This window comes from Mesorhizobium sp. M7A.F.Ca.MR.176.00.0.0 (assembly GCF_004023165.1).
Taxonomy (GTDB): domain Bacteria; phylum Pseudomonadota; class Alphaproteobacteria; order Rhizobiales; family Rhizobiaceae; genus Mesorhizobium.
Genome location: NZ_RZTC01000060.1, coordinates 12,738 through 32,021 on the forward strand (window position 1 = coordinate 12,738; position 19,284 = coordinate 32,021).

Annotated in this window: 17 protein-coding genes and 1 tRNA gene; 7 read left to right on the plus strand and 11 right to left on the minus strand. The window is 61.4% G+C overall.

Annotation, left to right across the window (positions count from 1 at the left end; translation table 11 throughout):
* Positions 1-118: 118 nt before the first annotated feature.
* Positions 119-709 (minus strand): biotin transporter BioY, encoded by a 591-nt coding sequence (locus EOB59_RS20125; RefSeq protein WP_023808554.1) that lies wholly within the window; start codon positions 707-709, stop codon positions 119-121.
* Positions 710-826: 117 nt separating this feature from the next.
* Here EOB59_RS20125 and EOB59_RS20130 point away from each other — a divergent pair, with 117 nt between their 5' ends.
* Positions 827-1,735 (plus strand): MBL fold metallo-hydrolase, encoded by a 909-nt coding sequence (locus tag EOB59_RS20130; RefSeq protein ID WP_127327126.1) that lies wholly within the window; start codon positions 827-829, stop codon positions 1,733-1,735.
* Between the two features lie 33 nt (positions 1,736-1,768).
* Here EOB59_RS20130 and EOB59_RS20135 read toward each other — a convergent pair whose 3' ends face one another.
* From EOB59_RS20135 to EOB59_RS20155, 5 genes are read right to left on the minus strand one after another with little or no spacing between them, the layout of a single operon-like run.
* Positions 1,769-2,686: a 5'-methylthioadenosine phosphorylase gene (locus tag EOB59_RS20135; RefSeq protein ID WP_128289087.1), complete on the minus strand. Its 918-nt coding sequence runs from the start codon at positions 2,684-2,686 to the stop codon at positions 1,769-1,771.
* A gap of 14 nt (positions 2,687-2,700) precedes the next feature.
* Complete coding sequence (locus EOB59_RS20140; protein ID WP_127810985.1) at positions 2,701-3,492, minus strand: ABC transporter permease; 792 nt, start codon at positions 3,490-3,492, stop codon at positions 2,701-2,703.
* A complete protein-coding gene (locus tag EOB59_RS20145) occupies positions 3,485-4,366 on the minus strand; it encodes an ABC transporter permease (protein WP_127810986.1) in 882 nt (293 codons plus the stop codon). The genes EOB59_RS20140 and EOB59_RS20145 overlap by 8 nt, the downstream gene beginning before the upstream one ends.
* On the minus strand, positions 4,363-5,400 hold the full coding sequence (locus tag EOB59_RS20150; protein WP_127396569.1) for an ABC transporter ATP-binding protein: 1,038 nt from the start codon (positions 5,398-5,400) through the stop codon (positions 4,363-4,365). Before EOB59_RS20150 ends, EOB59_RS20145 begins: the two co-directional genes overlap by 4 nt.
* A gap of 36 nt (positions 5,401-5,436) precedes the next feature.
* Positions 5,437-6,477: an ABC transporter substrate-binding protein gene (locus EOB59_RS20155; RefSeq protein WP_127327122.1), complete on the minus strand. Its 1,041-nt coding sequence runs from the start codon at positions 6,475-6,477 to the stop codon at positions 5,437-5,439.
* Between the two features lie 198 nt (positions 6,478-6,675).
* On the opposite strand from EOB59_RS20155, the gene EOB59_RS20160 reads away from it, so the two are divergent.
* Positions 6,676-7,674 (plus strand): LacI family DNA-binding transcriptional regulator, encoded by a 999-nt coding sequence (locus EOB59_RS20160; protein ID WP_128289079.1) that lies wholly within the window; start codon positions 6,676-6,678, stop codon positions 7,672-7,674.
* A gap of 71 nt (positions 7,675-7,745) precedes the next feature.
* Here EOB59_RS20160 and EOB59_RS20165 read toward each other — a convergent pair whose 3' ends face one another.
* Positions 7,746-8,531 carry a DUF1499 domain-containing protein gene (locus EOB59_RS20165; RefSeq protein WP_128289080.1) on the minus strand — a complete coding sequence of 262 codons (786 nt, stop codon included), beginning with the start codon at positions 8,529-8,531 and terminating at the stop codon, positions 7,746-7,748.
* Positions 8,532-8,610: 79 nt separating this feature from the next.
* Positions 8,611-10,239, minus strand: coding sequence for a fatty-acid--CoA ligase (locus EOB59_RS20170; protein WP_127395679.1), 1,629 nt, complete (start codon positions 10,237-10,239; stop codon positions 8,611-8,613).
* A gap of 183 nt (positions 10,240-10,422) precedes the next feature.
* On the opposite strand from EOB59_RS20170, the gene EOB59_RS20175 reads away from it, so the two are divergent.
* Positions 10,423-10,779 carry a hypothetical protein gene (locus tag EOB59_RS20175; RefSeq protein WP_013532740.1) on the plus strand — a complete coding sequence of 119 codons (357 nt, stop codon included), beginning with the start codon at positions 10,423-10,425 and terminating at the stop codon, positions 10,777-10,779.
* Between the two features lie 142 nt (positions 10,780-10,921).
* A complete protein-coding gene (locus EOB59_RS20180; protein WP_127270456.1) occupies positions 10,922-11,311 on the plus strand; it encodes a DUF427 domain-containing protein in 390 nt (129 codons plus the stop codon).
* 39 nt (positions 11,312-11,350) lie between these two features.
* Here the strand turns inward: EOB59_RS20180 and EOB59_RS20185 are convergent, their stop codons facing one another.
* The 3 genes from EOB59_RS20185 to ppdK form a co-directional block, all read right to left on the minus strand.
* The gene (locus tag EOB59_RS20185) at positions 11,351-12,091 is read right to left on the minus strand and encodes a polysaccharide deacetylase family protein (protein ID WP_128289081.1); all 741 of its coding nucleotides are present in this window, start codon (positions 12,089-12,091) and stop codon (positions 11,351-11,353) included.
* Between the two features lie 169 nt (positions 12,092-12,260).
* Positions 12,261-13,364, minus strand: a complete 1,104-nt coding sequence (locus tag EOB59_RS20190; RefSeq protein ID WP_128289082.1) for a glycosyltransferase family 9 protein — start codon at positions 13,362-13,364, stop codon at positions 12,261-12,263.
* A gap of 118 nt (positions 13,365-13,482) precedes the next feature.
* The gene (gene ppdK / locus EOB59_RS20195; protein ID WP_128289083.1) at positions 13,483-16,161 is read right to left on the minus strand and encodes a pyruvate, phosphate dikinase; all 2,679 of its coding nucleotides are present in this window, start codon (positions 16,159-16,161) and stop codon (positions 13,483-13,485) included.
* 221 nt (positions 16,162-16,382) lie between these two features.
* Here ppdK and EOB59_RS20200 point away from each other — a divergent pair, with 221 nt between their 5' ends.
* The 3 genes from EOB59_RS20200 (at position 16,383) to EOB59_RS20210 (ending at position 19,248) form a co-directional block, all read left to right on the plus strand.
* Positions 16,383-16,727: a VOC family protein gene (locus tag EOB59_RS20200; protein ID WP_127290804.1), complete on the plus strand. Its 345-nt coding sequence runs from the start codon at positions 16,383-16,385 to the stop codon at positions 16,725-16,727.
* Positions 16,728-16,855: 128 nt separating this feature from the next.
* Positions 16,856-16,930 (plus strand) — tRNA-Gln (locus EOB59_RS20205).
* 227 nt (positions 16,931-17,157) lie between these two features.
* The gene (locus EOB59_RS20210) at positions 17,158-19,248 is read left to right on the plus strand and encodes an O-antigen ligase family protein (protein ID WP_128289084.1); all 2,091 of its coding nucleotides are present in this window, start codon (positions 17,158-17,160) and stop codon (positions 19,246-19,248) included.
* Positions 19,249-19,284: the final 36 nt, after the last annotated feature.

Genomic DNA, 19,284 nt, shown 5'->3' on the forward strand with positions numbered 1-19,284 from the left:
CTAGGGCGATCTAACCGACAATCTATCGAGGTTGGCGGACATCAGACCGGAAATCCGCCAGTGACGCCGCTCCGGCCAGTGGCTTGATTGCCCCTGGCCGTTTCTTCGATCGCGCGCTTCAGCCGCGCTTCAGCAGCGTCCAGACGGCCGGCACCAGGCTTGCCGCGAGCGCCACCTTGATCAGGTCGCCGACGATGAACGGCACGACGCCGAACTGCCACGACTTTTCCGGACCGATGAGCAGCGCCAGCCAGGCAAAGCCCATTGCCATCATGACGACTTCGCCAACCAGCATGGCGTTGAAAAGCTTGATTGGATGGCGGTCCCAGCCGCGATCCGCCGCCCAGCCGACAATTGCCGCCATGACCACGAAGCCGGCGAGATAGCCGCCGGTCGAGCCGAGCATGTAGGCAATGCCGAGACCCTTTTCAGGCGTGCTCTGGAAGACGGGGAAGCCCATGGCGCCCTCGGCCATGTAGAGCAGCAGGGTGGCGACGCCGAGACGCATGCCGAAGGCGGCGGCGATCAGCAGCACGGCCAGCGTCTGCATCGAAATGTCGACCGGCCCGAGCATTACCTTGGTCTTGGCCGACAGTGTCAGCACAAGCGTTCCGGCGATGGCCAGGAAAAGCTGCGTTGCCAGCCGCGCCGCGCCGTTTTGCGGCAGAGCCAGAGAAACAAGCGGACGCATCGTAGTTGCAATTGCCATGGTATTTCCCCAATCCGATTGCCGCACTCCGATGTTCGCGGCCTCACATCCTCCTATATTGGCTTGCGTGTTGTGCGGCAATCGGTTTTGCCGTTTCCCGAAACAAGGCACCGATGCATGGCACTGAAATTCGATACCGGCTTCGACCCCTTCTATGGCCAGGGGGTGAATGTCGCGCCCGATGTCCAGCGCATCACGGCCCGCAATCCAAGCCCCTTCACCTTTCACGGCACCAACAGCTACGTTGTTGGCCGCGATACGCTGGCGGTGATCGATCCGGGGCCGGAGGACGAGGCGCATCTGCGGACCCTGATCGAGGTGATCGCAGGCCGGCCGGTCAGCCATATCTTCGTCAGCCACACGCATCGCGACCACTCCCCGCTGGCGGCCCGGCTGAAAGAGCGCACCGGCGCCCTCGTGCTGGCAGAGGGGCCGCACCGGCCGGCAAGAGCCCTGCATATCGGCGAGACCAATGCGCTCGATGCCAGTGCCGACACGGCTTTCATCCCTGATGTCGCCCTGCCCGACGGCGAGGTGGTCGACGGCGACGGCTGGTCGATCAGGACGGTTCTGACCCCGGGCCACACCGCCAATCATGCGGCGTTCGCGCTGCAGGGAACCGGCATCCTGTTTTCGGCCGATCATGTCATGGCCTGGGCAACCTCCATCGTCGCCCCGCCGGACGGGGCGATGGCCGACTACATGGCCTCGCTGGACCGCTTGATCGAACGCGGGGACCGCTTGCTGTTGCCAGGACATGGCGGGCCGGTGACAGCACCGCGCGCTTTCATGCGCGGGTTGAAGACGCATCGCAAGATGCGCGAGCGCGCCATTCTGGAGCGGGTCAAAGAGGGGGACCGGACGATCGTGGACATGGTCAAGGCGATCTACAGGGACACCGACCCGCGGCTGCATGGCGCCGCCGGATTGTCGGTGCTTGCCCATCTCGAGGATCTGACGGCGCGCGGCCTGGTCACGACAGACGGCGACCCGGCCATCACCGGTATTTTTGTGCCGGCAAGCTAAGATCGGCGCGAGCTCATCTGCGCCCTTTATACTCTAGAAGCGGCTGGAGCGCTCTGCCGGTTGGGGCGACTTCAAGCCCTGGCAAGAGCATTCAGGATCAGTTGGAAGTCGTGCCGCGGTCTCCAGCGCAACCCGCGAGGCGGTCATGGAGAGGCTCGGCAACACATGCTCCTGCAGCAATTCCTGGCGACTGCGGTCCATATAGTCGTTGAAACCCGCGGTCACGAACGCAAGCGGCACGAAACAAGCGCCGATTTCGCGCGACAGGGTCGCCTCGGGGGCGATGGAATGGTTGAGCACATCCGCGCCCATGCTTCGATAAGCCAAAGCCTCGGCTGGGGTTGTCAGTCGAGGCCCGTAACAATGGGCAGCCACCAACTGCTGCTCGATGCCATGAACCCGGCATTCGGCTGGCCAATGACGGCGGGCCGTCTCAACCAGAACCGCCGCACATCTTGGACATACGATCTGCTTGCCCGAGCAGTCAAAGCTCTGGCGGTCTGGAAGCAGTGAAAAAGGCGTCTGCGTCAGTTCGATGATATCGGCAGTCACCACCATGTCGCCGGGTTGAATCGCTTTGTTGACGGCTCCAACGGTCGAGCAGGCTAGGACTTGCTTTACACCCGCGTTCATCAACACCCAGAACGCCCGGCGATGGCAGGAATGGTCGATATGGTCGCGCGGATCGCCGTGCGAATACATGCACAACGCACGTTTCGTTCTGCCTTCCGCAGTAATCGAGGCATCGAACTCGATCAGCTTCCAGTTGTCGCTGCGGCCGAAAGGCGTTTCAAAACTAATGTCACGCCGCAAGGTGCGCACACCATCGAATTCGATATCTTCCGGGAAGGCCAGCCCCCAGTTTGCCGACCCGGTGATGATGGCCAGTCCTACCTGAGGTATGTCCGCTGCGTGATCCGCCGGATCACTGGCTATCTGATTTGTGAGCATGTTTCCAATTTCAGTCATGATTTTTGGTGTAAAGTCACGATCAAGACGACGACCACGACCATGGCGGTCCACACCGTTGAGATCGCCGCGATGGTCGGATCGATCTGATCGCGCAGAGATATGAACATGAGCTTCGGCAGCGTGCTGTTTTGACCACTCGAGACGAAGATCGAAATGACGGATTCGTCGAGTGATGTCAGGAAGGCCATCAATATGGCCGACAGCAGACTGATCTGAAGCTGCGGGACAATTATGCCGCCGATGGCTCTCGCCCAGTTCGCGCCGAGGCTGCGCGCCGCCTGAACTTGGTTCCAGTCAAAGCGGGCCAGAGCGGGCAACAGCACAATGCACACGACAGGAATGGCCAACACCACATGCCCGACCAGCACGCCGAATAGCGTTCCGACCAGATGTTGCGCCGCCAGCACAAAGAAGAGACCGATCGCAAGCAGGATTCCTGGCACGATGGACGGGGTGAGCAGAATGCCCTGAATGGTAACAGCGGCCTTTCCGCCGAGCCGATTTATCGAAATGCAGGCCAGCAGCCCCAAGGGTACCGCGAGCATAGCTGTCAATGTTCCAAGAACCAGGCTCGTCCTGAGCGCAGCCATCCACGTCGCCGAACCGAAAAAATGATCGTACCAGCGCAATGAATATGCGCGCGGCGGGAACTCGAGAAGGTCGGACGCCGAAAAGGACAGCGGCGCGACCACGAGCGTTGGCAGCATCAAGAACGCCAGCACGAGTGCGGAAAAGCCCCACAGACAGATGCGGGACAGCCTGTTGTCCGGATAGGCCTCAAGCATGGGACGCACCGTCGCGCGTCAGCAGTCGCCGTGCCGACAGGAACATCACACCGATCAGAGCCATGACAACGAGGAGCAGAATGCCCAGGACGCTCGCCGACCCCCAATCCTGAAAGGTCGATAGCGTGCGCTCGATCCGGGTGGAGAGAGGATTTACCTTGCCGCCGCCCAGCACCGCCGGCGTGATGAAGAAGCCGAGCGTATAGATGAAGACGATGATCGACCCCGAGAAGATGCCGCCGGCCGAAAGCGGCAGAATGACCGTGCGGATCGTTTGCCCGAGAGTGGCGCCCATGCTCGCCGCCGCACGAATGAGGTTGGCGTCGATATCGCGCATCGCGGCATAAACCGGCAGCAGAAAGAGCGGCAGCATGTAGTGAACCATGCCGATCAGCGTTCCCGTGAAATTGTAGACCAGCGGCAATGGCTCAGCTGTCAGGCCTGAACCCGTCAAAGTTGCGTTGATCAGGCCATCGCGCCGCAACAGCACCAGCCAGCCATAGGTGCGCACCAGAATGGAGGTCCACAATGGCAGCATGACGAAGGCCATCAGCAAATTGGCCACCCTAGGTCTGGCGCTGGCCAGGGCGAGCGCCAGGGGAGTACCGAGAAGAATGCAGATCGCCAGCGTGCCCAGGGACAATTCAAGGGTTGTGACCAGTGCCGACCATGTCAGCCCGCTCGAAAGCACCTTCTCGTAGTTGCCGAGAGTGTATTCGCCATCCGTGGTCAGGAACGATTGCCGGATGATCCACAGGATAGGCAGTATCGCAGCCAGCCCAACGATGAACAGCGCCGGCAGAGAAAGTGAGAGGAAGAACCGCCGCTCTCGTCTTGCGTCTGCCGCAAGCGCGGGATTCGCCATGACGGTCACGCCCTAGCTCCTGGCATCGCGTGAACTTTTGCGGCTGGTGCAAAGGCGGTCATCGACTGGCCGGTGGCAAGCTCGGCGCAGCCGCTGGCCAGGGCTGCCGGAATGCAGACAAGAACTTCTTGCCCGCCGTCCAGCACAAGCGTCAGAAGCCAGTTCTCGCCGCGAAACACCTTGGCGCGCAGTGTTCCTTCGAGCGCGACGCCATCTCGTCCGACGAGCTTTGCATCAAGATGGAAGCTTTCCGCGCGGATCATCAGGGCTTCGGGCGATGTATCGGCGCCGTCGATTCTGCGCACGAGGCCTGGGGCTATAATGTTGGCCTCGCCTAGGAATTCCGCGACGAAGCGGGTCGATGGATGATGATAAATCCGCTGTGGCGTATCAATCTGCTGGATACGGCCGGAATCCATGACCGCGACCCTGTCAGACATAATCAGCGCTTCGCGCTGGTCATGCGTCACATAGATGGTTGTGATCCCCAAATCATCGTGCAGACGTCTGATTTCATACTGCATGGTTTCGCGCAGACTCTTGTCGAGCGCCGACAACGGCTCGTCCATCAGCATCACGCGTGGTTCGAAGACGATCGCCCGCGCCAGTGCTACCCGCTGGCGCTGTCCGCCCGATAGCGCGGCAATGTTGCGCTCCGACAGATCTTCCAGCTTGACGCGGGCCAACGCCTCAAACGCCCGCTTTCGGACCTCAGATCTCGGCGCCTTGCGCAGTACCAGCGGGTACTCGACATTCGCGAGGACGTTCATGTGGGGAAACAGGGCATAGTTCTGGAAGACGATGCCGATGTCGCGCTTGTTGGGCGCCAGGCGGGTGATGTCCCGATCCCCCAACAAGAGTTTGCCGGAATCTGGCCGGACAAATCCGGCCAAGGCCATGAGCAAGGTCGTCTTGCCCGACCCCGATGGGCCTAGCAGCGTGAGGAATTCGCCAGCCTTGATGTCGAGCGAAACATCGTCCAGCGCGACGTAGGTCCCATAGGTTTTGCGAACGCTGTCGATGGTGATCGCGAGCGACTTCATCATGTGCTCCAGCCCTAGAGCCGATGTATTCGAAGCTTAGCGGCTCATCATTTCATCGAAGGCCCTCTGGGCAGCCTCGCCGTTCTTGACCCACCAATCCGCGTTCGAGAACACCGAAGTGCCGGCATTTTCAGGCGCGGTCGCAAGGGTCTTCAGACGGTCCGCGGGAATAAGGCCACCCTCATAGCCAGCAGGATTGACCGGGCCGTAAGCGATGAAATCGGTCAGCTTGGCCACGCGCGCAGGCTGTGTCATCGCAGCTATCAGCTTCATGGCCGCTTCCTTGTTCGGCGCCCCCTTCGGCACTCCAAGACAGTCAGTGCCAATGACGGAACCCTTGAACGTGTAGTCGGCCGCGCCGCCATCTTTTTTCACTGTCTCCGCCCGACCGTTCCAGGTAACGATCAAATCCGCCTCACCGTCTTTCAGCAACTGCGCCGACTGAGCGCCCGAGGTCCACCACACCGAGACATTTGGTTTGATTGCTTCGAGCCGCTTGATGGCGCGATCCAGACCCTCCGGCGTGCCGAGCACGGGATAAATGTCCGCCGGCGCCACGCCGTCGGAGAGCAGTGCGATCTCGATCGAGTCTTGAGCATTGGCGCGCAGCGCGCGACGACCAGGAAACTTGGCAACATCCCAGAATTCCGCCCACGTCTTCGGCGGGTTCTCGCCGTATGTCTTGGTATTCCATGACATGACGGTGCCATAGGAGTCGAACGGATAGCAGTAGTCGGACTTTGCGCCATCTGGCACCGACTTTGGGTCGATAATCTTGTAGTCGAGAGGCTCCAGCAGCGATTGTGCGGCAGCCTGTGCGCCTTCCGGTGAGCCAAGGTGAATGACGTCGGTCGTGATAGCCCCCGAGGTGACCTGCATCTTCAAGGCGGCTAGGCCGTCGCTTAGGGTCTCCTCGCGGACATCGTATCCAAGCTCTTTTGCAGCAGGACCCCACATAGCTTCCTTCATGGCATTACCATAGTCGCCACCCGCTGTCGTAATGGTGACTGTTTGAGCATGGGCGGGCAAAGCAGCCGAGATTGCAAATGCTGCTAAGGAAATGCGTAGCCAAGACATAGGTTCTCCTCCCGAAATTATGAAATGTCGCTCAAAATCGCCGTTTCTCTTTAATCGTAACGTTACGATTGCACTCAATCTAAACCGAGTCAAGCTGCTTCCCCGAGGAGTTAGGATTGACCGGGATATCGAATCCGGTAACGTCACGGCGCTTCAGCAGGAAATCAGCCGGCGATTTAGCAATGAAGGCGGGCGACAATGGCCAATCTAAAACAGCTCGCGGTGGAACTTTCCCTTTCGGTGACGACGGTTTCCCGCGCTCTGAAGGACGGGCCAGAAGTCCATCCCTTGACCATTGCACGCGTGAAAGACGCGGCGAAACGGGCCGGTTATCTGCCAAATCATCATGGCTACGCGCTCAAAACCGGCCGAACGCTGACGATAACGGCAGTATACCCGATGGAGACACAAGACCATCTGTCCGATCTATTGAAGCTTCCCTTGATCGAGGGCATGACGCTGGCGGCGCGGCAAGCGGGTTATAGTCTCTCCATCTATTCCACCACTCCCGATGACGATCCTGTCGAGAGTGTGCAGCGGCAGCTTCAAGCGCGCAGCACAGACGGACTGATCATCACGCGCATGGTGTCGGGCGATCCGCGAGTCAAGCTGCTGCTGGATGCAGGCATGCCATTCGTCACATTCGGAAGAACGGACCTGAACGTCGCATATCCTTACGTTGATATCGACAACGAACAGATTGCCTACGAGGCGACCCGACGGCTGATGGATAAGGGCTGTCGACGCATTGCATTGCAACTTCTCGTTCCGGAAGATCAGGCGAGTGCCATGCGTCTTGCCGGGTATCAAAGGGCGTCGGCCGAGGCCGGTATTCCGATCGACCAATCGCTGATCGGTCACGGCATGTTCACGATGGAATCGAGCGCAGGCTGGTTCGATCGCCTACTGGCGTCGTCAGATCGGCCGACCGGCTTGGCATGCGCCAACGAACTGGGCCTTCTCGGGGCGTTACATGCTCTTGGCAGAAGAGGTCTTGTGCCAGGGAGCGACGTCCACATCGTCGCTCGTGACAGCACGCGGCTTGCACGCTTCCTGCCGGCAAAGATCGGCGTTCATTTCGTGGATATGGCCGGGGTTGGACGCAAACTCATCGAGGTCCTGGAGAGCCGGATCATCGATCCGCTTGGCCCGGTCTCGACGATCTTGTTGCAGGGGAGATACGAGCCCGCTGAATAGTCTATCCGCAGACCCAACTTGCATTCTGCTGCGACATACGGATTCGCCTGACTACAACCCGGTTCTGAAAGTCACTCGGCTGGCGCGGCGCCGACCTGACCGGCGACTTCCTGGTCGAGCTCCGCCAGGAATTCGGTGATTCGCGCGGCATTGTCGCCAAGGTCGTAGCGGCCGTAGCGGGATGCCGACCGCATATCGACGATGACCGTGTCGCCATCGTCCGTCACGCGGATCGCCACATCGGCGGGAAGGCCGATCACGAAGCCCTTGGCGACGGCGGTGATGGTCACCTCGCTTTGCCCGGCGAGATCGGGATAGGGCTCCGACAGCTCCCAGTCGCGCCGGTCGAGTACGGATTCGACGGCATTGACGACAGTCTCGAACGGCAGGTCGTAGCTGCGTGCGCTGACCAGCGGATAGCTATCGGCCTGCAGCCGCTGTTCCCCAGGCGTCGACGGTGCAAGCACGTTCATATCCTTCGTCCGGTCGCTCACGTCGAGCGTCGGCGGTTCGTCGAAATCCGTCGAGATATCCCTGAGCGGCGGATAGATCGTCGCCCAGTAGGCGGCGACGCCGTAGGGTGCGAGCACCAGCAGTGCCAGCAGCGCGCCGACCGTCAGGTCGCGGCCGCCGCGGTCGCCGAAATTCCACAGCCGCGAAAAGGCAAACCCGGCAAACAACAGCGCCATCGCCGCCAGCAGCGCGACAATGCCGAGCACCCACAGAAAGACAGGTGTTTCGACGAGATCGAAGCGATGGCCCACAAAGACCGTCAGCAGCAGCACCAACGAAAAAGCCGCCGTGCGCCGCGACCAGCCGGCCGCCTTCGACGTTTGCCGTTCAGGAATGCTAACCATCGTTTTCCGTGCTGCCCCAACCCGAACGGAGACTTAGTGCCTATTTGCGATGGCATGAAGCCGAAACATGCGACATCGCTCAATCGGTCGGCAAGCGATAGTCCTTGAATTGCTGGCGCAAGGTGATCTTCTGGATCTTGCCGGTTGCGGTGTGCGGAATTTCGCCGACGAAAGCGACATCGTCCGGCATCCACCATTTGGCCACCTTGCCATCCATGAACCCGAGAATGTCAGCCTTGGTCGGTTCCTTGCCCGGTTTGCGGACGACGACCAGCAGCGGCCGTTCGCCCCATTTCGAATGCTGAACGCCGATGGCTGCCGCCTCGGCGACATCGGGATGGCCGACAGCCAGGTTCTCGAGGTCGATGGTCGAAATCCATTCGCCGCCGGATTTGATGACGTCCTTGGCGCGATCGGTGATCTGCATGTAGCCGCCGGCGTCGATGTGGGCGACGTCGCCAGTGTCGAACCAGCCATCCTCATCGAACTGCTCCACGCCGGCGTCGCCATAATAGGCACGGGCAACGGCCGGCCCACGCACTTTCAGGCGGCCAAAAGTCTTGCCGTCCCAGGGCTGCTCGTTGTTGTCGTCGTCGGTCACCTTCATTTCGACGCCGAAGGGCGGGTAGCCCTGTTTCTGCTGAACGTCGAGCCGGGCTTCGCCCTCAAGACCAGCATGGTCCGGCTTCAGGGTACACAGCGTGCCGAGCGGCGACATTTCGGTCATGCCCCAGGCGTGGATAACCTGGACATCGTAGTTCTGCTGAAACTTGGTCATGATCGCGCGCGGGCACGACGAGCCGCCGATGACAACCTTGTTGAGATGGGGAAGCTCCTTGCCGGTCTCCTCCAGATGCTGCAGCAGCATCATCCAGACGGTTGGCACGGCGGCGCTGAAGGTCACTTTCTCGGTGTCGAGCAGTTCATAGATCGAGGCGCCATCCATCTTGCAGCCGGGCATGACCAGCTTGGCACCGATCATCGGCCCGCTCTGGCCAAGGCCCCAGGCATTGGCGTGAAACATCGGCACGACAGGCAGGATCGTATCGCGCGACGACAGTCCCATGGCGTCGGGCATGGCAGCGATCATGGCGTGCAGCACGTTCGAACGATGGCTGTAGACGACGCCCTTGGGATCGCCCGTGGTCCCGGACGTGTAACACATGCCGGCGGCGGTGCTTTCGTCGAAGGTCTTCCAGGCGAAGTCGCCATCCGCTTCGTCAAGCCAATCTTCATAGGCGACCGCGTTGGGCAATGTCGTCGGCGGCATATGCGCCCTGTCGGTCAGCACGATCACCTGTTTCAGCGACTTGACGGCGCCGGCGATCTTCTCGAGCAGCGGCACGAAGGTCAGGTCGACGAAGACTGCCTTGTCCTCGGCATGGTTCATGATCCAGACGATCTGCTCGGGAAACAGCCGCGGATTGAGCGTGTGGTAGATGGCGCCGATGCCCATGATGCCGTACCAGGCCTCGATATGGCGTGCGGTGTTCCAGGCCAGCGTGGCGATGCGGTCGCCCAGCCCATAGCCGTCGCGCTCGAGCCGCTGGGCGACCTTCAGGGCACGGCGATGGATGTCGGCGTAAGTGGTGCGCACGATCGGCCCCTCGATCGAGCGCGTCACGATCTCGCGCACGCCATGCTGCCGCTCGGCATTGTCGATGAGCTTATGGCAAAGCAGTGGCCATTCCTGCATCAGTCCCAGCATTCGATCCTCCCTCACGCTTTTGCGTTGTGCTTTTCGGGCTATTGTGGAGCGAACCGGCGGATTGTCCAGCCGCCAGCACCCCTGAGCGCCGCATTGGTGGAAAACCGCCACAATCCGGCCATCGTCGGCGTTAAGTTTCGTTAACGGGCAAAGGGGTGCGATTGGCGACTGAAAGAGGTTCGCATGGACGCGCAGCTCGACGACAAGGCTCTCGAGAGTACGCTTGCCGAAAGTCTGGCCGATCTGGTGCCGGACACAAAGACTGTTTCCGAAGATGAATTTGTTGAAGTTGTCGGCGGCGCGCTGGAAGCGGTCGGCGGCACGCTGCTGTTCAAGATGTGCGTCCAGAATCAGGGCGAGGACCAGCACGTCGCGGCCGCGTCAGTCGGCGATGGCGGAAACCGCCAGTTCCTGCTGCTCACCTTGCCTACCGGCGGTGGTTCCCTGAAGGTCGAGACCGTCTCGAGAAGCAGCAACCCGGTCGCCGGGATCGCTGCCGCCTATGCCGGTCTCATGGACGTGTTCAAGGCCGCTGCCTGACCGCTGACGACAAGTATCTCGACGATTCCAAGGGGCGATCCATCGGCGTCGGCTAGGCAAGTTTTGCGTGTTGGATGGCGATAGCGGCTTGCGCAATGCGCTTGCGCGACACACCTTAAGTCGACGCAAGGAGAGCCCCCGCATGGATCAGATCGCCAACCCCGCACCCGGTTTCCAACGCAACCCGGACAAAATCATCACTGTCGAGCCCTATGCCGGCACCGTTACCGTGCGTGTCGGAGACGTGGTCATCGCTTCAACAACGAAGGCCAAGGTGCTGACCGAGGCCCCCTATCCGGCGGCCTTCTACATTCCGTTCGCCGACATCGATTTCGGCAAGCTCGGCCGCACCGACCACTCGACCCATTGCCCCTACAAGGGCGATGCAAGCTATTGGAGCGTGCTGCCTGCCGGCGAGACCGGCCAGAACGCCATGTGGGCCTACGAGCGGCCTTTCGACGAAATGGCTGAAATCCGCAACCACGGCGCATTCTACGCTAGCAAGGTCACGATCGAAGCCAAACCGGACTGAGCCAACGCCGAAGGCATCGAGATCCGCTCGGCTGGCCAGTCACTCCGTCGTGCCGTTATTGCCGATGCCCTCGGCATCGTCGAGCCGCACAAAGGTCAAGCCTTTGGCCTTGAGCGCCAGCAGCCCCTGCACCACGCCTTCGCCGGCCGCATGGGTCGGCTGGTTGATGTGCGAGATGATGACGTCGCCATCGTTGGCCGCCGCGATGCGCCGGGCGGTCTCCTTGGCGCCAAGCAAAGAGCCGCCGTCGCCATTTATCGAGAATCCCGCGACCTTGAAGCCAAGCTTGCGGATCATGGCGATTGCCGACGGGCTGTATTCGGCGGTTGCGCCACGAAACCATTTCGGCGCCGGCTCGCCGGTCCCGGTAAGAGCGGCGGCTCCCGATTCGACCTCGGCCAGCACCGCATCCGGGCTGCCGGCGCTGCGAATGCCGTAGATTTTCCGTGGCGTGTCGACCGCCGGGATGTGGTGGCCGCCATGATTTTCCAGTTCGAACAGATCGGGATGCGCCCGCATGATCTCGACGGCGGCGGCGTTTCGCTTCAGCCAGATGCCGGTCACGAAAATGGTGGCGGGGATCTTGTTGTCCACCAGCGCCGAAAGGATCCGGTTGTCGGTCTGTCCACCGCACGCGTCGAGCGTAAGCGCCACACGGCCGGCTCCGCTCGCCTGCGACTTGATGTGCAGCGTCGGCTCGACGAGCGGCGCGGCATGGCTGGCGGATGCCATCGCCCACGACAGGGCGATCATGCAGAGATTTTTTTGCAGCAGGCGCATCAAACCGATTCCCGGACCCGTCATTTCAAGCAGGCATCCCAACGACCCGCATGAAGGCGGAAATCGGGATGGCGCATAGCAGAAAAGCGCTCCGCGACAATGTGACCGTTCCTGTGGGCGACAGGTCATTCCACCGCGTCGAGATCGGTCGTGCATGCGGCGCATGATCTCAGATGGCGTGTTCCAGTTTCATTTCGGTGCGCGAAAGAACCTCGCGCACCGCATCGACCACAGGCTTGACCTCCAGGCCCCAGACGCAGCATGCCTTGCTGGGATCCGGCGCGCGGCAGAGGTTTTCGGCCATGCAGGCGCAAGGCATCGGCGGCTGGAGCGAGATGCTGGGCACGCCGACGGGACCCCAGCGCGACGGCTCCGTCAGACCGAACAATCCGACAACCGGGGTTCCGGTGGCTGCGGCCATGTGCATCGGGCCGCTCTCATTGCCGAGAAACAGCCGGGCCTGTTTCAGCACCGCCAGCAGGCTTTCAAGCGACAGGTCACCGACGAGATTGACGACCGACGGCGCGGTCCTGGCGACGATACGTTCGGCGATCTCGCGCTCGTCCGGGCCGCCCACCAGGACTACGTCCAGGCCGGTCTCGCCGGCAATCTCGAAGATCACTGCTGCAAACCGCTCCGGCTGCCAACGTCGCCCCTCGAAGCTTGCACCCGCATGCACGGCGATGAATGCGTTTGGCCGCAGATGGTGCTTACCCAGCAGCGCCAATGCTTTCGCCGTCTCCATTGGCAGCGGCTGAAGGTTTGGAATCACCGCGCGAAGTTCGATGCCGAGCGCTTCGAGCGGCGAGAGGTAGCGGTACAGGAAATGCTGACCATCAAAGCCGTAGGGCTTGGCAAAAACATTGGCGGGTTGCCGCTCCAACATACGCAAGGGTCTTTCGGAAGGACTGTAACCGACACGGGTCTTGGCGTTGACGAGCCCGGTGACGATGCGCGACGTCTTCGAGTCGGTCAGGTCGATGGTCAGGTCGAAACGGAAGCGGCGCAACGCCCGCACCATGGCGTAAAGCTCTTTCCCGCGCTCCAAGGACGTGCCGCGCATGCGGTCGCGCCTGAATGTGACCACCTCGGAAGCTATATCATGGGCGATCACGAAGCTCTCGAAGCGAGCCTCGCACAGAAAGACGATGCTGGCGCCGGGGAATGCGAGCCGCAGGTTCTTGGCGAGCGCCGAGGCGAGGACGAGATCGCCTATGAACTTGGTTTGGACGACCAGGATCGAGTGGAACGGCGCGGGAGAAATCTGCAGCATCTGTTTCCGGGAGCAATTTGCGGATAGCCGCAAATTGGGCAGGAACAATGTCGAGATTGCGCGACGCCGCCAGCACGTTCGCGTGAATTGGCTTACAAAACGGTAAGCTGGATGGACCCTATCCGCGGCCTGTCTTCGCAACCAGCACCGCTGCCTGCGCGGCCGCCAGCCTGGCGATCGGCACGCGATAGGGCGAACAGGACACGTAGTCGAGGCCGACCTCTTCGCAAAAGCGGATCGAGGCCGGATCGCCGCCATGTTCGCCGCAGATGCCGAGCTTGATGTCTGGCCGCGTCGCCCTGCCCTTTTGCGCGGCCATGCGCACCAGTTCGCCGACGCCGTCGATGTCGAGCGAGACGAACGGGTCCTGATCGATAATGCCCTTCTGGCGGTAGGTTTCCAGGAACGAGGCCGCATCGTCGCGCGAGATGCCGAAGGTCGTCTGGGTGAGGTCGTTGGTGCCGAAGGAGAAGAATTCGGCTGACTCTGCAATGACATGGGCACGGATCGCGGCGCGGGGGAGCTCGATCATCGTGCCAGTGAGATAGTCGATCTTGACGCCGGTTTCCTCCATGACGCTCTTGGCAACCGCATCGATGCGCGCCTTGACGTAATCGAGTTCCTTCACCAGGCCGACCAACGGCACCATGATCTCGGGGACCACCAGGGCGCCGGCCTTCCTGCCGGCCTCCACGGCCGCCTCGAAAATGGCGCGCGCCTGCATCTCGGCGATCTCGGGATAGGAGACAGCCAGGCGGCAGCCGCGATGGCCGAGCATCGGATTGAACTCGTGCAGCGCCTCGGTGCGCTGCCTGAGCTTGTCCGGCGACACCTTCATGGCGGCGGCGACCTCGGCCACCTCCTCCTCGGTCTTCGGCAGGAATTCGTGCAACGGCGGATCGAGCAGGCGGATCGTCACCGGCAGGCCGGCCATGATCTCGAACAGTTCCAGGAAGTCCGAGCGCTGCATGGGCAGAAGCTTGGCAAGTGCAGCGCGCCGGTCCTTTTCGGTGTCTGCCAGGATCATCTCGCGCATGGCAACGATGCGGTCTCCATCGAAGAACATGTGCTCGGTGCGACAAAGGCCGATGCCTTCGGCGCCGAAGGAGCGCGCCATGCGCGCGTCGAGCGGCGTTTCGGCATTGGTGCGCACTTTCATGCGGCGGACCGCGTCCGCCCACTCCATGATGGCGGCGAAATCGCCGGAAAGTTCGGGCTGCAGCATCGGCACGGCGCCCTTCAGCACCTGGCCATTGCCGCCATCGATGGTGACGATGTCGCCCTTGCGGAAGGTCGAGCCCATCGCCATCAGCGTGCCAGCCTTGTAGTCGACACGCAGCGAGCCGGCCCCGGAGACGCAAGGCTTGCCCATGCCGCGCGCCACCACCGCGGCGTGGCTGGTCATGCCGCCGCGCGTGGTCAGGATGCCTTCCGCCGCATGCATGCCGTGGATGTCTTCGGGACTGGTTTCGATGCGCACCAGGATCGCCTTGCGCCCTTGCGTCTTCAATTCCTCGGCGTCGCCGGAGGAAAAGACGATCTCGCCGGTAGCGGCACCGGGCGACGCCGGCAGTCCGATGCCGATGACGTCGCGCGCGGCCTTGGGGTCGATGGTCGGATGCAGCAACTGGTCGAGCGAGGCCGGGTCGATACGGGCGACGGCTTCCTCTTTCGTGATCAGCCTGTCCTGCGCCATCTCGACGGCGATTTTCAGCGCCGCCTTGGCGGTGCGCTTGCCGGAGCGGGTCTGCAGCATCCACAATTTGCCGCGCTCGATGGTGAATTCGAGATCCTGCATGTCGCGGTAGTGCTTCTCCAGACTGTCGGAGATGGTGACAAAGGACTGGAACGCGTCAGGCATCAGCTTCTGCAGCGACGGCCTGTCCGAGCCAGCTGCGATACGTGCCGCTTCGGTGATGTTCTGCGGCGTGCGGATGCCGGCGACGACGTCCTCGCCCTGCGCGTTCACCAGGAACTCGCCATAGAGCATCTTTTCGCCGGTCGAAGGGTTGCGCGTGAAGGCAACGCCGGTGGCCGAGGTTTCGCCCATATTGCCGAACACCATGGCCTGGACGTTGACCGCAGTGCCCCAGCTTTCGGGAATGTCGTGCAGCCGGCGATAGGTGATGGCGCGGTTGTTCATCCAGCTCGAGAACACGGCTGATATCGCGCCCCAGAGCTGCTCATGCGGATCCTGCGGAAAAGGCCTGCCGAGCTCTTCCTCGACCTTGGCCTTGTAGAGCGCGATGACGCCTTGCCATTCGAGCGCCGTGAGTTCGGTGTCGAGCTCGTGCCCGAGCCCCCCCTTCTGATCCTCCAGGATTTCCTCGAACACCTCATGGTCGAGGCCCATGACGACATCGGAATACATCTGGATGAAGCGGCGGTAGCTGTCATAGGCAAAGCGCGCGTCGCCGGAATCGGCGGCCAGCGCCTCGACCGTCTCGTCGTTCAGGCCGAGATTGAGCACGGTATCCATCATGCCGGGCATCGAGGCGCGAGCGCCCGAACGCACCGACACCAGCAGCAGTTTCGACGGGTCGCCGAACCGACGGCCGGTCAGCCGGCCGATGTGATCGAGCGCGACCGCGACATCGGCTTCCAACCCGGCCGGATAAATACGGCCGTTGGCGTAGTAGGCGTTGCAGACCTCCGTGGTGATGGTGAAGCCCGGCGGCACCGGCAGCCCCAGGCTGCACATCTCGGCCAGGTTGGCGCCTTTGCCGCCCAGGAGATTCCTGTCGCTGGCACGGCCTTCCGCCGCACCATCGCCAAAGGTGAAAACCCATTTGGTCATGCATCGCTCCGGTTGCAGGAGACTGGAAAGATTGGCGAAACGGAAAGTTCCGCCGGTCCGTCCTTGGAGCGATATGATGCTGCAGTGCGAAAGGCAAGACATCGGCAAAGCCACCTGGCCACTACAATCGATTAAGCAAAGCCGTGCTCCAGCATGCGGCAAAAAGACTTGCCAAGTCAGGAATTCTGGGGTAGAACATACAGTGAACAAACAGGTGCGCCATGAAACTGCCCGGAAAACTCGACTATCTGGAAATGCCCGCGACCGGTGGAACGCTGGACCGGCTGAAGGCTTTTTACAGTACCGCCTTTGCCTGGTCGTTCACCGATTATGGGCCGACCTATTCGGCCTTTGCCGAAGGCCTGGACGGAGGCTTCCAGGCAGATGCCGCGGAAGCGCCATCAAAGCCGCTGCCCGTGCTCTACAGCAGGGATCTGGAGCAAACCCTCGACGCTGTCGAAAGCGCCGGCGGCACGATCGTCAAACCGATCTTCCCGTTCCCCGGCGGCCGGCGCTTCCACTTCGTCGATCCAGCCGGAAACGAGATGGCGGTGTGGTCCGAATAGCCCGCTGCATATCATTTGCCAGCGCTGCGTTGCCTGCCCAATTCGAGCGTTCCAACCGTCACTCATAAGGATTGTGCTTTTTGGCTGCTCTGCTAATAACGCGCCGCACAAGCGACTCTGACGGCAATTGGGGCGTCGCCAAGTGGTAAGGCATCGGTTTTTGGTACCGACATTCCCAGGTTCGAATCCTGGCGCCCCAGCCATCCCGCGAAGGTCCGTTCCTGACACATGGGACCCGAGGGTACCTTTGCGACCTTCCATGAAGCCGATCAGCTAATAATTCGACTGTTTCATAAATCCAGATGAGCCAGTGCCATCGCGGCAAATTCGGGTCAGCATTTGCACATGATCTGTAAAGTGTCGCCTTGAACATCTCCTTCTTTCCATACATAGGTCGACCAGGTGGGTGGCGGCTCAACATGGAACTTCAATGAACCTCCCTATCTTCGCCATCAACCTCGATCGCGAGACCCAGCGCTGGAGCGAATTGCTCGCCAGCGCCGAAGCGGCAGGACTGACCTTGCAGCGCATTGCCGCCGTCGACGGTCGGGCGCTTGCTGAAAAAGACTGGACGGAGATCGATCTTCCAGCCGCGCGCAAGCTGAGCGGGCGCGACATCCTTTCGGGCGAATATGCCTGTTACCGCAGCCATATCCGGGCGCTGGAAACGTTCCTGGCCGGTGGCAGCGCCCATGGCCTGATTGTCGAGGACGACGTCCTCTTCAGCGAAAACACCATGCGGCGCATCGAGGCCATCATCGCGGCGGTGCCGGATTTCGACGTCATCAAGCTGACCAACCATCGCATGAGCTTCTTCATGCGCGCCGTCGAAACGGTTGAAGGCGACGAGATCGGTCGTGCGCTGCATGGCCCGCAAGGCTCGGCCGCCGCCTATCTGGTGACGCGGGAGGGCGCGCAGGGTCTGTTGTCGGCGCTCGCCGTTATGAAAATGCCATGGGACGTTGCACTCGAGCGCTTTTGGGATACCGGCCTGAAAGTGTATTCGGTCCGCCAAAACGTGCTTGGCTTCGCCGCCAGCAGTGGGATCTCGGGCATAGCCGGTCCCTCGGGAAGCTACAAATCCGCAAGGCTGGGCGGGCCGAGCCGGCTACGTGCCGGGGTGTTACGGGCCAGCGACGAACTGCGCCGCCTGCATCACGTCCTGCTGCCGCCCCCTCTGCCGCGAAATGCCCTGGATGATGCCAAGGACAACGCGCCGCGCCACACCTTGCTTCTGTTGCTTGCGGCACTCGCCATTCTCGCTTTGGTCTCCGCGGTGTGGCGCGAGGCCGACACCTACCGCTATGCGGGCCTGGCGCTGGCCCTGGTCGCGGTCATCCGCTGGTTCAGAGTGGACTTGTGGACCTACAGCAAACCGCTGATCGGTTGGGTCGGCTTCCTGTGTCTGGGCTGGTCGCTCTACGTCTTCATCCGACTGGCGATCGTCTATTTCGGCACCCACCAGTTGGGTGGCGCCGAAGGCATTTACATGTTTCCGCTGTTCTACGCGACGACCGGCTTCGCGTTTCTGCTGTTTGTCAGGCAGCCCGCACGGCTCGTGCTCTGGTTCATGATCCTCAGTCTCGTCTTCCTAGCGGCGGACACCTTCTATTCGGACATGTTTCAAGGCGTCCAACCTGCCCCGTGGCTTTTCAACAATCCCATCCACGCGTCGGTGGCGGCCGGTTTCATCTTCCTCTGCACGCTGCAATTCATGGCCTACTCGGCGCAGAGAACGGACCTCGGAAAAGCAACCAAGAACCTGCATTGGGCCCTGTCGACAGCCGTCCTGCTGCTTGCCCTCGTCAATATCATTGAGATGCGCTCAAAGGGAGTGTGGCTTGCGCTTGCGGTCGCTCTGCTCTTGTTGGCGGTCATGACCCTGGCGAGAGGCCATCGCCGCGAACTGTTGGTTTCGGGTGGCGTGCTGGTGATCGTGGCGGCCGGCATTGTCGCGGCACACAACATCTTCTCGTCCACCGCCGACGATACCATGGCATTCGTCAAAACCTTGGTTCCGGATGTGTTCAGGCATGGGGTCCTCCCCGCCTTCGACCGCGCCATCGCGAGCGACGCGGTTCCGCTTGCAGCCAAGGAAAGGCTGATGCTGTGGGCGGATGCGATCAATATCTGGAAGCGCCACCCGATCTTCGGAGCCAGTTCCAGCTGGCTGACCGAATGGCAGAACAGAACCTATCATCCCATGATCTTCAATGTCTTCCACAATGGTTATCTGGAGATTGCCGTGCGTTATGGGGTGGTCGGACTGGCGTTCTTTGCCTTTCTCTACACCTGGTCGGCCAGGCAGGTTCTGCTGGCCATGCGAGCCAAGCTCGTCGCTCCGGCCGCATGGTCCTGCTACATCTCCACACTGGTCTTCTTCGCCCTAACCATCCTCACCAATTCCAACAACCGGCTGGCCATGGGCGAGGCCTTCATGTGGTTTGCCGCAGCGTTCGGCTTCTATTGTTTTTATGTTCGCCAGCAGAAGAACCTTGTCGCGCCGCGGACCTATTTTTAGGGCCTGCCGGCGCAGCACGTATCTGACCAGCCGATT